This is a genomic window from uncultured Cocleimonas sp. (assembly GCF_947495625.1).
In the GTDB taxonomy this organism is placed as follows: domain Bacteria; phylum Pseudomonadota; class Gammaproteobacteria; order Thiotrichales; family Thiotrichaceae; genus Cocleimonas.
In genome coordinates this window covers 15,547-34,185 of record NZ_CANLZW010000017.1, presented here as the reverse complement: position 1 = coordinate 34,185, position 18,639 = coordinate 15,547, and the positions used below count along the sequence as shown (strand labels likewise).

16 protein-coding genes are annotated in these 18,639 nt (G+C 41.6%); 7 read left to right on the top strand and 9 right to left on the bottom strand.

The features are described from left to right. Position 1: 1 nt before the first annotated feature. Genes Q1A31_RS10945 through Q1A31_RS10925 form a run of 5 tightly spaced genes read right to left on the bottom strand, consistent with a single transcriptional unit; the run spans position 2 to position 5,730 of the window. Positions 2-2,074, bottom strand: a complete 2,073-nt coding sequence (locus Q1A31_RS10945) for a VWA domain-containing protein (protein ID WP_299876260.1) — start codon at positions 2,072-2,074, stop codon at positions 2-4. Next, a complete protein-coding gene (locus Q1A31_RS10940; RefSeq protein ID WP_299876259.1) occupies positions 2,074-3,111 on the bottom strand; it encodes a VWA domain-containing protein in 1,038 nt (345 codons plus the stop codon). Before Q1A31_RS10940 ends, Q1A31_RS10945 begins: the two co-directional genes overlap by 1 nt. Before the next feature lies 1 nt (position 3,112). Then, positions 3,113-3,610, bottom strand: coding sequence for a DUF4381 domain-containing protein (locus Q1A31_RS10935; protein ID WP_299876257.1), 498 nt, complete (start codon positions 3,608-3,610; stop codon positions 3,113-3,115). Continuing rightward, entirely contained in the window at positions 3,611-4,723 is a 1,113-nt protein-coding gene (locus Q1A31_RS10930; protein WP_299876256.1) for a DUF58 domain-containing protein, read from the bottom strand. Positions 4,724-4,725: 2 nt separating this feature from the next. Further along, on the bottom strand, positions 4,726-5,730 hold the full coding sequence (locus Q1A31_RS10925; RefSeq protein ID WP_299876254.1) for a MoxR family ATPase: 1,005 nt from the start codon (positions 5,728-5,730) through the stop codon (positions 4,726-4,728). A gap of 238 nt (positions 5,731-5,968) precedes the next feature. On the opposite strand from Q1A31_RS10925, the gene folE2 reads away from it, so the two are divergent. Then, on the top strand, positions 5,969-6,943 hold the full coding sequence (folE2, locus tag Q1A31_RS10920; RefSeq protein ID WP_299876252.1) for a GTP cyclohydrolase FolE2: 975 nt from the start codon (positions 5,969-5,971) through the stop codon (positions 6,941-6,943). A 24-nt stretch (positions 6,944-6,967) separates the two neighbouring features. On the opposite strand, the gene Q1A31_RS10915 is transcribed toward folE2, so the two are convergent. Next, positions 6,968-7,402, bottom strand: coding sequence for a GFA family protein (locus tag Q1A31_RS10915; RefSeq protein WP_299876250.1), 435 nt, complete (start codon positions 7,400-7,402; stop codon positions 6,968-6,970). Positions 7,403-7,537: 135 nt separating this feature from the next. Beyond that, positions 7,538-8,440, bottom strand: coding sequence for a LysR substrate-binding domain-containing protein (locus Q1A31_RS10910; RefSeq protein ID WP_299876248.1), 903 nt, complete (start codon positions 8,438-8,440; stop codon positions 7,538-7,540). A gap of 156 nt (positions 8,441-8,596) precedes the next feature. Between Q1A31_RS10910 and Q1A31_RS10905 the strand changes: the two genes are divergently transcribed. The 6 genes from Q1A31_RS10905 (at position 8,597) to Q1A31_RS10880 (ending at position 14,723) form a co-directional block, all read left to right on the top strand. Further along, entirely contained in the window at positions 8,597-9,949 is a 1,353-nt protein-coding gene (locus tag Q1A31_RS10905) for an aspartate aminotransferase family protein (protein ID WP_299876247.1), read from the top strand. A 53-nt stretch (positions 9,950-10,002) separates the two neighbouring features. Beyond that, a complete protein-coding gene (locus tag Q1A31_RS10900; protein WP_299876245.1) occupies positions 10,003-10,818 on the top strand; it encodes a 3-keto-5-aminohexanoate cleavage protein in 816 nt (271 codons plus the stop codon). Beyond that, the gene (locus tag Q1A31_RS10895) at positions 10,818-12,785 is read left to right on the top strand and encodes an acetoacetate--CoA ligase (protein ID WP_299876243.1); all 1,968 of its coding nucleotides are present in this window, start codon (positions 10,818-10,820) and stop codon (positions 12,783-12,785) included. Before Q1A31_RS10900 ends, Q1A31_RS10895 begins: the two co-directional genes overlap by 1 nt. A 94-nt stretch (positions 12,786-12,879) precedes the next feature. Next, the gene (locus Q1A31_RS10890; RefSeq protein WP_299876241.1) at positions 12,880-13,203 is read left to right on the top strand and encodes a DUF2853 family protein; all 324 of its coding nucleotides are present in this window, start codon (positions 12,880-12,882) and stop codon (positions 13,201-13,203) included. 30 nt (positions 13,204-13,233) lie between these two features. Then, complete coding sequence (gene coaE, locus Q1A31_RS10885; protein WP_299876239.1) at positions 13,234-13,848, top strand: dephospho-CoA kinase; 615 nt, start codon at positions 13,234-13,236, stop codon at positions 13,846-13,848. A 113-nt stretch (positions 13,849-13,961) separates the two neighbouring features. Beyond that, the gene (locus Q1A31_RS10880; protein ID WP_299876237.1) at positions 13,962-14,723 is read left to right on the top strand and encodes a cell division protein ZapD; all 762 of its coding nucleotides are present in this window, start codon (positions 13,962-13,964) and stop codon (positions 14,721-14,723) included. A gap of 144 nt (positions 14,724-14,867) precedes the next feature. Here Q1A31_RS10880 and clpB read toward each other — a convergent pair whose 3' ends face one another. Together clpB and Q1A31_RS10870 are read right to left on the bottom strand one after the other, a co-directional pair. Then, a complete protein-coding gene (gene clpB / locus Q1A31_RS10875) occupies positions 14,868-17,471 on the bottom strand; it encodes an ATP-dependent chaperone ClpB (RefSeq protein WP_299876235.1) in 2,604 nt (867 codons plus the stop codon). 402 nt (positions 17,472-17,873) lie between these two features. Continuing rightward, complete coding sequence (locus Q1A31_RS10870) at positions 17,874-18,626, bottom strand: sulfite exporter TauE/SafE family protein (protein ID WP_299876233.1); 753 nt, start codon at positions 18,624-18,626, stop codon at positions 17,874-17,876. Positions 18,627-18,639: the final 13 nt, after the last annotated feature.

Genomic DNA, 18,639 nt, shown 5'->3' with positions numbered 1-18,639 from the left:
ATTACCAAGGTTGCTCCGAATTATCGGCGTTTCCTCTACGCTGTTGATACTGACTTCTAAACTTTCTTCTTAACAATCCACCGGGATCATCGGGGATACGCCTTAACCATTGCTCCGCCGCCATTTTTTCTTCTTCTGTGAGGTCATCCGCTTTTTTCTCACCTGTTTGTTTTAAAACAGCTTGCTTAGCTTCTTCACCGAGTTCTTTTTGAGCCTTTTCTTGTTCTGCAAGTGATTCAGCTTCCTCTGGAGTGGATTGCTCTCCATCTTTTTTAGCGTCCTGATCAGCGCTCATTTGCTCATCTTTTTTCTCGCCTGATTGATTGCCTTCTTGCTCGGATTTTTTCTCATTGTCAGCATTGTCTTGTTGCTTACTTTCCGAATCTGGAGTTTGTTCCTCTTTATCTTGTTTTTCGTCTAACGCTTTATTGGCATCTGAGAACTGATTTTTTTCATTCCCTTTTTGTTTGCCATCTTCGCTCGGTTTATCCGACTTTTGTTTGCTTTCCTGTTGATCTTCACCACTCTGGCTTTTGTCCGATGATTCTTCGCCTTGCTCACCTTTGTTCTCGCCTTCTTTACCCTCTGAGTTCTGCTGATCTTTTTTATCTTTAGACTTAGAATCGCTGTCAGAATTTTCTTGCTGATTCTCTTTTGAATCCTGCTTAGATTCATTTTCAGAGTGGTTCTGCTCTTTTTGCTTTTTCAATAAGTCTTCAATGGCTTTTTTATTTTCCTTTGCATCTTCCATATCTGGATTTAACGAGAGTGCTTGTTCGTAGGATTTAATCGCCTCTTCATACTTTTTTAACTTAGCGAGTGAATTACCTTCGTTATAACGCGCATCAGCACCCTCTGCTTTTTTAAAGCTCTTTAGCGCATCTTCAAACTTACCTTGCTTGTAATCGGCCGTTCCTCGGCGCAATGGCTCCTGACTCAGTTTGCTTGCTTTTTCATATTGCTGAGTTCGAAGCGCAGCATCTGCCTGTTGCTCTTTATTCTGAGACAAGGTCGTCCACAGGTCATCCAGACTGAAAGCCATGACTGGCTGAGGTTGTAATAACACCCCCCCACTTATCGCCACAAATGCAATATTCAGTAACCAACCACGTCGAAAGGCTAATGCCGCTAAAGGTAGCAATAACAATATTATTAACGGACCGGTTGAATACCATTCCTCATTGTTAATATCTTGTTCTTGTAAAGTATTTTCTGTGGCGTCATTGCCTGCTTCATGTGCGATTAAGACTTGAGACAAATCAGCACTACTAGTGCTTATCAAATGGTACTTGCCGCCACCTTGTTTAGCTATTTCAGCGAGTTTATCCGCTTCCAGCTTTACTGATACATTCTGATTATTTCTAAATCTCAATTCACCGCCTGCCTCAGTCCCAACGCCTAATACAGAGATTGTGTGGCCATCCTTTTTAAGATCTTTTACAGCATCTATCGCAGCCGCGCTTTTACTTACACCATCAGCAATCAACAACACGTGACCATTTGCGATTCCCGATTGCTTGAACAGTTCGTGAGCCTTTACCAAACCTAAATCAGCACGACTACCCTGTGCTGGCATTAACTGCGGCGTTAATATTTTTAACAAAGAACGAATCGTTTCAACATCACGTGTAAGTGGCGACGCTGTAAACGCATCACCAGCAAAAAGTACCAGCCCTGTCTGGCCTTCTTCATCCATAGAAAGAATGTCTTCTATTTTAAATTTTGCTCTAGCTAAACGATTGGGTTTGAGGTCATCGACCAACATCGAGTTTGATAAATCCAGCACTATGACTCTGGCAGCATTGGTTTGAAAAATAGGACGGGGTATTTTCTCCCAAACCGGATCGGCGAGTGCAACGACAGCAATCATCCAGCCTAGGGCGAGCAATGATTTGGCAAATCTTCCAGACCCCGATTGCTTACCTTGGAGTAAAACCGGCAGCAGATTGGGATCAATAATTTTATCCCAGGTCTTTGAGGACGAGGCAGCGTTAAAACATAGTCGCAATAAAAGCAATAGTGGAATCAGTGCGAATAGCCAAAGTGGTTGAGTAAAATGGAACTGTTCTAGCATCAGCTCACTTCCCTTCGCTTCACAGAAGATTGCACAGATTTTCTCTTTCTAAACCCGGGTAATAAAGCCAGCAATGGTGCGATTAAACCACCCATAAAACTGCTACTAAACAAGACAATTAAACTGCTTAATCCTAATGCGATTGCCAGAGGATAGTAAAAAAGCTCTTCCACTGGACGGTAACTCAATTCATCTTTTGATACTGGCTCTATCTCGTCTAATGCCTTGTAGATTTTCAGTAAACCTTCAACATCATGCGCTCTAAAATATTTGCCACCCGTCTTTTCTGCTATGGCTTGAAGCGTTGGCTCATCCAGATCTCGACTTCTCATTGAACCTACACCGATGGTGTAAATTTTCACTTTTTCCTGAGCTGCCAAATCAGCAGCTTTAAGTGGTTCTACATTTCCTGCGGTGTTTGCACCATCCGTAAGAAGAATAAGTACTCGATTTTTTTCATCTTCATTTCTTAATCGTTTAACCGCAAGACCGATCGCATCGCCAATCGCAGTAGCTCTTCCTGCCAAACCCAGAAAGGATTCTTCGAGTAGTGTTGAAACGGTCTTTCGATCAAAAGTTAATGGCGCTTGTAAATATGCCTGACTGCCAAACAAAATGAGACCAATTCGGTCACCTTCACGATTCTGAATAAAGTCGCTGGCCACCGCTTTTACGGCAGAAATTCGCGTCATTCGTCTGCCAGAAATAATCATATCTGGTTCATCCATCGACATCGAAATATCTACAGACATCATCAAACTGCGTCCTGTTACAGGCTGACGTACTGTATCGCCAACTAACTGTGGTCTCGCAGCTGCGGTGACTAAAAGTATCCAGCAAATAACAGCCAGAAACACTCGCAACCATGACGGCCCTTTTTTACTCGCTTGTAGATTGGGTGATAAATGCTTATAAAACGGAACCCTGAGAGCAGCAGTGCTATTTACCGGTGCCGCCGGCAATAGAAATCGCGCGATTAAAGGCAATGGTAATAACCAGAAAACCCACAATGATGCGAATTCAATATTTGATAACATATTAATCAAATGACACCCCCCCACTTTGAGCCGTTTTTTTGACCCAATGTCTTACCAGAGGAATAAATTCATCGATATTGAAATTTTGGACTTTGCCTGTTTGATAAGGCGCTTCGATCAATACTCGACCTGCCCCTCGACTGAATCCATGCGTTTCCCCAGACTGATCCAGAAAATGCAGCCAATCGCCACCCGTAAGACTCGCTATCTCTGAACGAGGATAATAATTAACGGCTAGTTGGCGCAATAAAATATTCACCTCAGCCAGTGCTTCGCTGCTTGGATCTTTTCTCAACTTGTCTTCCAGATCTCTTAACGTTTCAAGTAATTCTCTTCGTCTTTTTCTTAAACGTTTTCGTTTTTTTAAAACCGTAAATATCCAGAATAACGCTAAAAAGATAATCGTTAATAATAACCACCAACCGATTGCCGGAGGCCAGAAATCTGGACTCCCAGGAAGATGAATATCTTTCAGTTGTAAAGCTTCTTGAGGATCCATTTACGCAACCTTATTACTAATTGATGCGTTGGAGGATTTAGTGGAGGTCACCCCCCTACTTTTAGGCGGTTTTTCTGCTGTCTTATTCTGCGAATCATTTTGTGTATTAATAGATGTGCTTATCGGCGATCTTCTTTTGCTGTTGCCAAAATTGCGCTGTAGTTCCAGTAACACATCATCCGCAGTTGATAGCTGAATCAGTGGAATATTATATTTGCGCGTGAGCTGCTGAATATCCTGATGGTGCTGATTGATAAATTCACGAAAATCATCTCTGCCTTTTTTCGTTCGAGTGTTTAACACTCCCGTGTCTTCTCCGTTAGTCATTACATAACGAGCGGGTGGCGGTGGAACCATTTCCAAAGGATCTACAATCTGGATCACCTGAATATCGCTATGGCGCGAAATAAACTGAATATGATTCGCAGTATCCTGATCGATATCGTAAAAGTCACTGATCAAAAAAACCAGCGAACCGGGACGAGCAATTCGCCTTAAGCGTTTAAGTTCGTCATTCAAACTGGTGTGACTTTGCTCTGTTGCCAAACCTTGCACTGGATCGCTATGTATTACCAATTCACGAATGAGCTGCAAAACACCGCGCTTACCTGTTTTTGGCGGTAATTCGTGATGACTGGAATTGATGATTAATGCACCAATTCTATCTCCACGAGAAGCGACAGACCAGGCAATCAGGGTCGCTGCTTTAGCAGCAACTACCGACTTTAAAGATTTGATCGAGCCAAAAAACATGCCGGGATTAAAATCTACCAACAGCACTACTGGACGTTCTCGTTCTTCTTGGTACAACTTTGTATGTGGCTGACCAGCACGCGCAGTCACACGCCAATCCATATTGCGGATATCATCTCCCGCCTGATAGATTCTGGATTCTTGATAATCCATTCCACGACCGCGAAATGAAGAGTGATGTGTTCCGGTGGTTGATGATCGCGCGAAACTTCGACGACTCATGTCCAGTTTATGTGCCTGTTGCTGTAAACTAATCAGTTCTTTGGCAGTAATATGCGTTCCTGTGCCTACAGGCGCGATCTCAACGGGCTCTGTTTCAGAACGTTTCAGACCTTGAAACCAGCGCTTAAGCATACTCATAGTTATGAGACCGGTACTTGCTGAATCAGTTCCTCAATAACGTTATCAGCAGTAATACCCTCGGCTTCGGCTTCGTATGAAATAAGTAAGCGATGACGTAATACATCATAAGCCACTGCCTGAACATCTTCAGGTGAAACATAATCACGACCTTGTAGCCACGCATGCGCACGCGCACATCGATCTAAGGAGATAGTCGCACGTGGACTTCCACCGTAACTAATCCAGCGTGCTAATTCCTGACTATAAGCCGCTGGTTTGCGACTCGCAAGAATCAACTGAACCAGATACTCTTGAACAGGCTCTGCCATGTGAATAGATAACACAGCTTGTTGAGCTTCCTCAACATCCGCCTTACTCAAATTGAATGAGGTTTTAGCGACTTTTTTATATTCTTGTCGTGCTTGTTGACGCGCCAGTTCGAGTATTAATTTTTCTGATTTAGCATCGGGGTAATCGATGAAAACATGCATCAGGAAGCGGTCTAATTGTGCTTCTGGTAAAGGATAAGTTCCTTCTTGCTCAATCGGGTTTTGAGTTGCCATCACCAGAAAAGGTCTAGGTAATTTATAGGTTGTTCCACCCACTGTAATCTGATGCTCACCCATCGCTTCTAATAATGCTGACTGTACTTTTGCAGGCGCACGATTGATTTCATCGGCTAAAACCAGATTATGAAATAAAGGGCCTTTCTGGAACACGAATTCGCCTGTTTCTGGTCGATAGACATCACTACCTGTCAAGTCACCGGGCAAAAGGTCAGGGGTAAACTGCAAACGATGGAAATCCCCCTCTAATACAGCAGATAGCTCTTTGATTGCTGTTGTTTTAGCTAAGCCCGGAGCCCCTTCAACGAGTAAGTGCCCATCGGCCAATAGTGCAATCAACAATCGATCCACTAATAAAGTCTGCCCAATTATTTTGGTTTGCAGATGCTTACGCACTTTACTAAAAGCATCGTAACAACTTACACTTTGAACTTCTTCTGGAAGGGTATCTACGCTCATATCTGTGTTCTATTTTGAATTGTTTTTTAATAATGATTGATGAATATATTACACCTATAAGCACCCAGGAAAAAATTAATTATAGTTAATCTAAACACCCCAACTCACTGTGCATGGCTATATATAGCTATGTATGCAGGGATTATTGCATTCTAACAACAGTAATAGGGTATCTATTCTATTGTGCGTAGGTTTCTGTATAATCGCGCGTCTGTTTTATCATATATATGGATTTGCCATGAGTGCAAGCGAAGGCTGTAACGACAACAGCTGCAATTTACCGGATGTTACGAATGAACCACATTCTGGACCTAATGCCACATTAAATTGGGTGGGCATGAGTGAGATAGAATTGCCCGTGCACATGTTAACCGGAAAAGGCAAAGAAATTCAGACAGTTGCCAGTGTACAGGCGTATGTGAATTTGATCGACCCAGAGAGCAAAGGCATTCATATGTCGCGCTTATATTTAGCGGTTGACCAGATCCTAAGTGACCACACAATCACTCCAGATCTTCTACACACCGTTGTAGAGCAGTTTGCTAACTCTCAAGATGGCAAGAGTGACAGTGCTTATCTTGAGTGTCGCTTTAACTTCTTTGAGCGCAGAGACTCCCTAAAAAGCGATAATACTGGCTGGAAAAGTTACCCGGTAAGGGCAATTTCTTCACTTCGCCAAGGTGAATTAACCACCGAATTAAGCATTGAAGTCCCTTATTCATCTACCTGCCCATGCTCAGCGGCACTAGCACGCGATATTATTCAGCAAGGTTTCCAAACCAAGTTTGGGAATAACGGTCAAATTGATGCCAGTCAGGTTCACCAGTGGTTAGGCACGACAGAAGGCATTTCAGCGACCCCACATAGCCAAAGAAGCATTGCTCAAGTCAGAGTAAAACTGACAGATCAAGTTAAAGACATGCCAATCTCGCGTTTGATTGATCAGATTGAAGATGCGCTATCAACACCTGTGCAAGCAGCAGTAAAACGTGAAGATGAGCAGGAATTTGCACGCTTAAATGCGGCTAATCTGATGTTTTGTGAAGATGCGGCAAGACGTGTCCAGGCAGCATTAGAATCTGACAATACCCTCGAAGACTTCTGGATTCGCGTGAATCACATGGAAAGCTTACACCCACACGATGCGGTTGCAATTGTGACTAAAGGACTGAAAGATGGTTACCGCGATGATCCGCGAGAGTTTCCGCATTAAATTTTTTGCAAAGATGAAACTAAGCTAGCCCTTTTTCTTTAAGGGCAGCTCATCATAGCGAATGAGATCACTGGCATCTTCGTACCAGTCTGCTCTAGATCCATAATAAATATTTTGAAATGGTCTCAATTCAGGATCACCGTCTAAGGTACCTGCGGGTATCACTACTGCTTTCTCACTATTTGTCTTCCACGGTAACGATGAGCCGCAGCTTCTACAAAAGGATGTGGCAAAATGTCTTGCTTCGGGAAATTCAAAACGGCCTAATAACTCTTCACCAGATATCCACTTAAACTGGTCTGGTGCAACGATGATATTGGCTGCATAAGCACTGCCAGTGAATTTTCTGCAACGCGAGCAGTGACAATATTGAAATACACCTAAACTTCCGGCGATTTCATATTTCACTTCCCCACACAGACAACTACCCTTAGTTTTCTTTACTTTGGTTTTAGACATCAATCACTCCTCAGCTAAAAACTTAGTACATATCAATGAATAAAGCTGAGAAAAAAAATTTGATTCGATATTAAACCGTCAGTATGTTTCTAAAAATAATTCCAGCCTGGTATTTCAGAGCAGGCTAATCAATTTTTACAGATTTTCATTTTTTGTTTCATGCATCAGCCAATCTCTGAGCGCTATCACTGATTTATTTTGCCTCTTAAGTTGCGGCGTAACGAATCTATATTTTTTCCCGGATAGTAAAGTTTGAGGAACAGGTTGCACTAAACTCCCATCTGCCAGCTCTTGTCTAACTAGAAATGAGGGAACAAGCGCTATTCCGTTACCTGATATACAAGCAGCGATCGAGATATAAAAATCCTGAAAATTTAATCCGGCAAATAATCCATGAGTATTGTCTACCTCAAATTCAGTGCACCACTCTTTCCATAACTCTATTCGAGTTTTGGTGTGAATTAAGGGGAAAGCTTTGATATCAGTCGGGTCTTTGAATGTTTGCCCACTCAGAATACTCGGCGAAGCCACTACAATAAGCTGTTCCGAAAAAAGCATATCGTCACCTTCTTCAAATAAAGGCGATACTTCAGAAACAATTGCACAATCAATTTGGGTATATTCAAAGTCCGGACGATCGTCGGATATGGACAAATCCAGAATAATGCCTGGATGAGCCTCTTGAAACTGTTTCAAACGAGGCACTAACCACTTCAACGCAAAGCTCGATAGAGAACTTACTTTTATAATATTGACACCCGATTGTGTAGCACGGATTTTATTAGTCGCTTCCAGAATACTATTCAACGCAGGGCTAATGTGAATATAAAACTCTTTGCCCGCTTCAGTAGGCACGCTTCCTGACTTACCTCGTTTAAACAACCTGCAATCCAAAAAGGCTTCCAGCTTGGCGATATGGCGACTCACGGCGCTCTGACTAACGAACAACACTCTAGCCGCTTCACTGATAGAACCTTCTCTTACGACTGCCTCAAAGGCTTTGACAGAATTTAATGGCGGCAATTGGTGATAAATCATATATGACTTTTAGGCATGGATAGCGTAGAAAATTATATTATCCACCCAATAGGAATCGGTGTAAATTTAATCTAGACAAATTCATCAATGCAAAAACAATGTAATAGTCAAAAACTCTCTACTGATAATAACTGATGTATTAACCAGGAAATCACCATGAACAAGCATTCCAACATCATGCAACGAACCAGCAACCCCCAACTGTCGACGATTGCAAAGGGTGAAGGGGTTTATTTAATAGACAAGCAAAATAATCGCTACCTTGATGCTTGCGGTGGTGCTGCAGTTTCTTGCCTAGGACACTCCAATCAACGTGTCAAACAAGCAATAATCGATCAGATTAATGCTGTGCCTTATGCACACACCAGTTTTTTCACCAATGATTCTCAAGAATTACTCGCCGAACACTTGATTGCACATTCTGAAGGTGATTTTTCTCAGGTGTATTTTGTTTCTGGTGGGTCTGAAGCTGTGGAAACCTCATTGAAGCTCGCCAGACAATATTTTCTGGAAAAAGGAAAAACCGATAAAAAATATTTTATAGCCAGAAAGCAAAGCTATCATGGTAATACGCTAGGCGCATTAGCAATTGGCGGCAATCTATGGAGACGTAAACCTTTTGATCCACTACTTGCTGAAGGCCATCATATTTCAGCCTGTTATGAATATCGAGAGCAACGAGAATCAGAAACGAATTTCGAATATGGCCAACGTATTGCCAATGAATTAGAAACCATGATCCTGGACCTTGGCGAAGAGAATGTAGCCGCCTTTGTGGCAGAGACAGTCGTAGGAGCAACAGCTGGGGCATTAACTCCACCCGAAGGTTACTTTAAACGTATCCGGGAAATCTGCGATCAATATGATGTGCTTTTAATTCTTGATGAAGTTATGTGCGGAATGGGCAGAACAGGCACATTGCATGCGTGTGAACAAGAAGGCGTGCAAGGTGACTTACAAACGATTGCAAAAGGTATAGCGGCAGGTTATCAGGCACTTGGCGCTGTGCTCATCAGCAAAAAAATTGTTGATGCAATTGATAATGGTACTGGCTTCTTCCAGCATGGTCACACTTATATTGGGCATCCTACAGGGTGTGCCGCAGGCTACGCCACGCAATTAGAAATTCAAGAGCAAAATTTACTGGATAATGTCAAACGACAAGGGTCTAATCTCAAAAAAGCCCTTAAAGAAAGCTTTGATACAGATGCCTTAGTGAGTGAACATATTGGTGATATCCGTGGTCGAGGGCTCTTTTTAGGCGTTGAATTAGTTGCTGACAAAGCTTCGAAACAACCTTTTGACCCGGCACTTAAGCTACATAAACACATCAAAAAGAAAGCCATGGAAAATTTATTAATGGTTTATCCAATGGGCGGAACACTAGATGGCGTCAATGGGGACCATATCCTCATCGCACCTCCTTTTATTATCGATGAAGAAAACGTGGCTCAAATTGCCGAACGCTTAAATAAGGCTGTTAGAGAAGCGATTCTCTCTGTGAAATAACCTAAACTTAAGCCCATAACGGACAAAACATCTCAATAATTAGAACCAATAAAATGAAAGACACCCCCCTACTTATAGCGGTTGCTCCGAATGGCGCAAGAAAACTAAAAACAGATCATCCGCAGATTCCGTTAAATGCAGAAGAGCTATCTGAAACAGCACTAAATTGTGCTGCGGTTGGCGCTTCGATGATTCATTTACACGTAAGAGATGAAAACAATCGACACAGCCTATCTGTCGGTGCCTACAAAGAAGCGATACAAGAAATCCAAAAAGCAGAACCTGATATCTTCATACAAGTTACTTCTGAAGCCGTTGGCATTTACTCTGCCGAACATCAATTTGAAATGATTCACGTACTCAAACCTAATGCGGTATCGATTGGGCTCAGGGAGATACGAGATTTAGACGAACACATCATTACCGATCATTTTCATAAAATGCGAGAAGCTGACACATTTCCCCAGTTGATTCTCTATAACGACCATGATTTAAACATGTATTACGATTGGGTAAAAAGAAAAGTCATTCCTGGAAAGGCTTACCCTATTCTTTTAGTCATCGGTAAAGAAACCCCTGAAGGGTCTTTTGACAACGGCGTACTTAGCGCTGAAATTACTGACAAGCTACCTGCATCAAGCTGGATGATTTGTGCATTTGGTCCTAATGAATACCCTGCAGGACAATTAGCGACTAAATTAGGGGGCCACATAAGACTCGGTTTTGAGAACAATTGTGAACTAGCTAACGGAAGTATTGCAAAAAACAATGCAGAACTGATCTCACAAATGGTAAATTACTTGGCTTCTGAAAACATCGCTGTTGCCAACTATCAACAAGCGATAGAAATAATGAGGCCAGATTGGTAATGACAACAAGTAAAAAAGCACTATGGACACCTAGTCAAGACACAGTAGATTCCGCTAATGTGACAGAATTCATCGGGCTAGTGAATAAAAACTATCTGGCATCCGTTACAAATTTTGCAGAGTTGCATGCCTGGTCTATACAACACCCGGAAAATTTCTGGTCACAAATTTGGGATTACTCACATGTCATCGCAGACCGTGGCGAATTTGTACTTGAAAATAAAGACAAAATGCCAGGTGCTGTCTGGTTCTCTGATTCTTCGTTAAATTTTGCTGAAAATCTTCTTAATAATTTTGAACGAAGCAATAACAACGACCCTGATCAAACCGCGATTGTTTTCTGGGGCGAAGATCAAGTCAAAAGAAGCTTAAGTTTCGCTAATCTAAAATCTCAAGTTGCCAGCATGGCAGCATACCTGAAAAGCATCGGTCTTAAACAAGGTGATGTGGTCGCAGGCTTTATGCCAAACGTACCAGAAACGGTGATTTGCATGCTGGCGACAACCAGCATAGGTGGAGTGTGGACGTCTTGCTCACCTGATTTTGGCGTTCAAGGTGTAGTAGACCGCTTCGGACAAGTAGAACCTAAGATATTTATTGCCGCTAATGCTTATTTCTATAATGGGAAAACGCATAACTGCCTGGACAAGGTGAAAGAGATTTCAGAAAAGCTAACCTCTGTTGAACAGTTAATCACGATTCCCTATGCGGATTCAACAACATTAGAAAATGCTGTTAATTACCCTGATATTCTAGAAACACATGCGAATGCAGAGCTTGAATACACTCGCGTTGGTTTTAACGAACCCCTTTACATTATGTACTCTTCAGGCACGACAGGTGTTCCAAAATGTATTGTACATGGCGTTGGCGGAACTTTACTCCAGCATTTAAAAGAACATTTATTGCACGTTAACCTGAAGCCAAAAGATAAGATCTTCTACTTCACTACTTGTGGCTGGATGATGTGGAACTGGCTAGTTAGCGCTTTATCTACAGGTGCGACTCTCATGCTTTATGACGGTTCACCATTCTATCCTGATGAAAATATTCTATGGGATTATGTCGATCAGGAAGAGATCAATGTATTTGGCACATCTGCAAAATATATCGATGTATTGCGCAAAGATGATGTCGATTTAAAAAGCTCTCATTCACTTAAAAGCCTGAATAGCATTTTATCGACGGGCTCTGTATTAGCCCCTGAAAGTTATGACTATATTTATGAAAAAGTGAAAACTGACGTATGCTTATCATCCATATCAGGTGGCACTGACATTGTGTCCTGTTTTGCACTCGGTTGCGCTGTGTTACCTGTTTACCGCGGAGAACTTCAGTGCAAGGGTCTCGGCATGCAGGTAGAAATCTGGGATGACAAAGGCCAACCCGTCATCAATGAAAAAGGCGAGCTGGTTTGTGCCAAGCCTTTCCCTTGTATGCCTATTGGCTTCTGGAATGATACCGATGGTAAAAAATATTTCGATGCTTATTTTGCTACTTATGAAAACACCTGGTGTCATGGCGATTATGTAACCGAGACCGAAAACGGCGGATTAATTTTCTACGGTCGCTCAGATACGGTATTAAACCCGGGCGGTGTCAGAATAGGAACGGCTGAAATCTATCGTCAAGTTGAAAAACTGGATGAAGTTCAGGAATCTATTGTTATAGGACAAAACTGGCAAGATGATGTTCGTGTTGTATTGTTTGTAAAACTTACGGGCGACTTAAGCTTAGACGACGAGTTAATCGACAAGATCAAAAAGCAAATCCGAAGTAACACCACGCCTCGTCACGTACCTGCAAAAGTCCTTCAAGTGACAGATATTCCGCGCACCAAAAGTGGAAAAATTGTAGAATTGGCAGTACGCAATATCGTCCATGGAGATAGTGTAAAAAATATTGAATCTTTAGCGAACCCAGAAGCGCTTGAGCTCTACAAATCAAGGGAAGAGCTGCAAAGCTAAGTGCCTTGATTAATAATTATCACCCATTTAAAATCAAGGTGTTGTTTGGATTTTATTCGCTCGGATTTTCCGGGTATATCTAAGGAGATACAAAATGGCAGATGTAGAAAGCGCTATCGAAAACGTAAAAAAATTCGACAAAGGTGCTGATGATAAATTAATAACTGCAGTATTTAAGGGCTTAGGCCCATCTGTTCACAATAGAGACTCAAGCTCAGTAGCTTGTTCGGACCCTAAAGAATTAGCAACAGTTAAAAAGAATTACTTAATGAAAAAGCTAGGTCTTAAAGACGGACCAGAGCTAGATGCAGCAATCAAAGAAGTCTGTGAGACGATGAAAGAGGACCGCATCAAGTCGCGTGTAACTTTCTATTACCTTCTTTGTAAAAAGTTTAAAAAAGAATCTGTATATGCATAAACCTAACGTTGTTAACGCTTAGTTTTTAAAATGCTAATAGTAGGTCTTACAGGAGGCATCGGCAGTGGCAAAAGTACAGCTGTCGATGCCTTTTGCGTTTTGGGCATTCCCATTATCGATGCCGATAAAATCGCTAAAGACATGGTAGAAGTTGGCAGTAAAGCTCTTGACGAGTTGGCAGAACATTTTGGCGACAAAGTACTGACTGATCTGGGTGCACTAGATCGGCAACAACTAAAAAATATAATCTTTGAAGATGAAACTGCGTTGCAAAAAGTAGAAGATATTCTTCACCCACGCATTAAACAAGAAATCCAGAAACAAATTGTCGAAGCGACAGAAACCTCTGAAGCTGCTTATGTAATCGTAGACATTCCATTACTCGTTGAAAAAAACTATCAGGAAATGTTCGATAAAGTCATTGTTGTAGATATTTTGCCAGAGCAACAAATAAAAAGAGTGAGTAAACGCGACAATCTCAGCAATGAACAGATAAAAAACATCATAAAAGCACAAGCCAGTCGAGAAGAACGCATCAAACATGCAACGCATATACTGGATAATTCTGAATCACCCGACTTTTTACAAGAACAAATAAAATCACTGCATAAAAATTTTCTCGGTTTATCCAAACCTCAGCTCTGATATACTAAAAAAGTTACTTGATTTAGGAAACTTTAAACAACTAAATCAAAACAGAGATGTCCTATTGCAACAATTCTAAAATTAAATCGAGTGGGTTTTAATTACTAACAACTATGGCCGTTTATCAACAACCTTTAAATGAAAAAATTCGCCTGTTTATGAGGTTAAGTTATCTTATCGAGCGGTTTAATACACATTTAGAAGACCCAACACCTGCAAATTGTCAGGCAGCCATCATGGTGCTGCTAGAACTCTATAACTTGTCATCTCGCTTAGATGTAAAAAATGCGGCGCTTCATGTATTAGATATTCAAACACAGGCTGTCAGACAGGTTGAAGGCATGCAAGGCGTGGATAGTTCCCGCGCACAAAGAATACTCGAGAAACTCGATGAAAAAAGCAAACGCCTATATAGCTTTCGTGGACAACTCGGTCAGCAACTTAAATCACACAACTTTCTCAATATTTTAAAACAGCGCGCCTCTATCGCCGGCGGCATCAATGATATTGACGTTCCGCTGTTTAATTACTGGCTTAACAAAGGCGAAGAAGAAAGAGTTAGAGATTTAAAAGGTTGGGGCAGACCCTATGAGATTGCATTTGAAGCAATCGAACTATTGATGGACTTAATCTATCAAGGCAAAGAAGAAAGCGAAGCTGTTGCAAAAGGTGGCTTCTTTCAGGCAACGCTAAGCCCAAACACTGACTATCAAATACTCAGCATCGAACTAGATGAAAGTGCCGAAATTTATCCAGAAATCAGTGCAGGCAAACAACGTTTTTCCGTTCGATTTGTTGATGCCAGTACCCTTGAAGAAAAAGGCAAACAAATCATTGAAGATGTGAACTTCAAATTAAAGCTATATAGCTTCTAAAGACTTTATAGATCTCTTATTGCTTACATTAAAGATAAAAAAAGGCCGATTTAGAAAACTAAACCGGCCTTTTTTTTATTAAAGTCACCCCCCTACTTATAGGGCTTTTTTTTACAAAGTGACTAAATTGCTTATCAATCAAACTTAGTGCAGCGTTTGATTTCCAAACACTAGCTTGCCATCCTTGGTATCTACATAAATTGTATCTCCAGCAACAAACTCGCCTGCCAATAATTTTTGCGCCAATGGATTTTCAAGTTCACTTTGAATCGCACGTTTAAGAGGACGAGCACCATAAACTGGATCAAATCCTTCTTCGCCGAGTAAATCAAGCGCGCTATCAGTAAACTCAATATGCAATTCGTTCTCTTCCAAACGCTTGTTCAAAATACCAAGTTGTAGCGTTGCTATTTGACGAATCTCAGCTTTGCCTAATGGTCTGAATACTACGCTATCATCGATACGGTTGATGAACTCAGGACGGAAGTGTGTTCCAACGACTTCCATTACGGCATTTTTCATCTCGTCGTAATTTTCAGCGTAACCTTCTTCACCCGCCATTCTCTGGATTACATCAGAACCCATGTTTGAAGTCATGACAATAACAGTATTTTTAAAGTCTACAGTACGACCTTGACCATCCGTCAATCGACCATCATCCAACACTTGAAGCAGGATATTGAACACATCAGGATGCGCCTTCTCAACCTCATCCAGCAATACAACTGAGTATGGCTTGCGACGAACGAGCTCCGTTAAGTAACCACCTTCTTCATAGCCAACGTAACCTGGAGGCGCACCGATCAAACGAGCCACAGAATGCTTCTCCATGAACTCAGACATATCAATACGAACCATCGCATCTGGCGTATCAAACAAGAATGTTGCCAATGCCTTGGTTAACTCTGTCTTACCGACACCTGTTGGGCCGAGGAATAAGAAAGAACCATTCGGACGATTAGGATCTGAAAGTCCGGCACGTGAACGTCTTATTGCATTCGATACCGCAATCACTGCTTCTTCCTGCCCGATAACCTGTTTGCGCAACTCATCTTCCATACGGAGCAATTTATCGCGTTCACCTTCGAGCATTTTAGACACAGGAATTCCTGTCCAATGTGCCACGATTTCAGCAATTTCTTCTTCCGTTACTTTATTTCGAAGTAACTGGAATTCTTTTGTGACATCCGCATCGCCGGCTTCTTGAATCTGCTTTTCTAACTCAGGAATACGTCCATATTGCAACTCAGACATACGCTGTAGATCACCCGCACGATGTGCTGTTTCAAGCTCAATACGCGCTTGATCGAGTGCTTCTTTGATGTGCGCGGTTCCCTGAACGGCTGCCTTTTCAGACTTCCAGATTTCTTCCAGATCAGAAAATTCTTTTTCCTGATCATCGATTTTTTCTTGTAACTCATCGAGGCGTTTTTTCGATGCATCGTCAGATTCTTTCTTCAACGCTTCTCTTTCGATTTTGTATTGAATCAGCTTACGTTCAAGCTTATCCATTGCCTCTGGTTTAGAGTCAATTTCAAGACGAATACGTGATGCAGCTTCATCAATCAAGTCGATTGCCTTATCCGGTAGTTGACGATCCGCAATATAACGATGTGACAGTACCGCAGCACTCACAATCGCAGGGTCGGTAATTTCTACACCATGATGCGCTTCGTACTTTTCTTTCAAACCACGAAGAATTGCAATCGTGTCTTCAACGGTTGGTTCATCAACAATAATTTTCTGGAAACGACGCTCGAGGGCCGCATCTTTTTCAATGTATTTACGGTACTCATCCAGCGTTGTAGCACCCACACAGTGAAGTTCCCCACGTGCTAGAGCAGGCTTCAACATATTACCGGCATCCATAGAGCCTTCCGACGCACCTGCGCCAACCATAGTATGAAGCTCATCGATAAACAGAATGACATTGCCTTCTGATTTTGCGATATCGCTAAGCACGGCTTTCAAACGCTCTTCGAAATCACCTCGGAATTTTGCACCCGCTAATAACGCAGCCAAATCCAAAGATAATAGGCGCTTATTCTTAACGCTATCAGGCACTTCACCATTTACGATACGCTGAGCTAAACCCTCTACCAATGCAGTTTTACCTACACCTGGCTCACCGATTATTACGGGGTTGTTTTTAGTTCGGCGCTGTAATATTTGCACCATGCGGCGAATTTCTTCATCGCGACCAATAATTGGATCTATCTTGCCTTGTTCCGCACGTTCGGTTAGATCGATTGTGTATTTTTTCAAAGCTTCACGCTGATCTTCTGCATTTGGATCGTCCACAGATTGACCACCACGCATTGCATCAATGGCTTGCTCTATGGCGGCTTTGGTTGCGCCATTGTTCTTTAATATTGTGCCAAGCTCACCCTTATCTTCTAACGCCGCTAGAATAAAAAGCTCAGACGAAATGTATTGATCATTTCTCTTCTGCGCCAGCTTGTCCGTCACATTTAATACGCGCGAAAGATCATTTGATATATGCACATCTCCAGCGTCACCGCCAGACACACTCGGCATGCGATCAATCGCTTCGCCTAATTGTGATCGAAGTAAATTTACATTCACTCCTGCTTGCATTAATAATCCGCGTGCACTGCCGCCTTCCTGGTCGAGCAATGCCAGCATTAAATGATTGGGTTCTATAAACTGATGATCACGCCCTAATGCTAGAGACTGAGCATCTTGTAGTGCCAGTTGAAATTTACTGGTTAATTTATCTGTTCTCATAGTCGTACCTACTTTTAAATTTATGTGGGCATTAATTTCTTTAAATTACTCACTTGATGCAAACATCATGTGGACTACATTAGTTATATTCAAGATTCTTATACTAGTTAGTGACATATATCAAGTCAGGATATAACTCTTAAAAAAAGACTTGGCTCATTATAAACAACAAAATAAAAAGTCACTTAAAGTAGGGGGGTGTAAAGCCTGATTGGCTTTGAAGAAATAATTTGAGGAAATAATCAGAAAAAGCAGATAAATAGCATCCGTTTATTTTAACCTCACGTAGTTGATAATTAGATGTCTGCAGGTCGTCATATACCCAAGCATTTGATTGATTCGAATGCTTGGGTTTTTATTTGATTTTTTGCATGAAGCTTTTATCTATAAAGCCATTTTGCACTAAATCAAAAATAGTTTTGTCGCGATAATCAATAGTGAAATACCCAAAATAAGACGAACAAATTTCTCGCCTTTTTTCAAAGAAACTTTCACCGCAATAAAAGTACCCAGAACCATTCCCACAGATAGCGCCACCGCAGCAAACCAATCAACATTACCCGTTACAATAAAAACAATGACTGCTGGCACAGTAAAAACCATCACGATAAATACTTTGTGCATATTGACCTTTATTAGGTCCATGCCATACAAGTGCAATAAAGCCGACATAATGATGAAGCCCACGCCAGCCTGAATAAATCCTCCATAAAAGCCTACGGCGAACATCACTGGCCATGCGAGCCATTTTTTCCACTTATGATTTTTAGCGTGTGCTATGACTTCTGATTTGGGAAACATTAAGGTGAAAATGATTAGCACCATCACTACACCGAGCACTTTAGTGAATAGTGCATCATCAATTTTTACCGCATAAAATGCACCCAGAATGCCACCGGGAAGTGTCATCAACGATAGTTTTAAACTTAGGGGGAAATCGGAATGCTTATTCTTTTTATAGGCAGCCACTGCCGTTAAAGCTTCTACCTGAATCGCGATTCTATTAGAACCATTCGCAACGGTTGCGTCGTATCCTAAAAAGATCATTAAAGGAATCGTTAGCGCAGAACCACCACCAGCCAGTACATTTAAAAAACCAGCCACGGCACCTACGACAGCTAAAATAATAAAGCTTACAGGATCAGAAAATATCATCAGAAAAACTGCT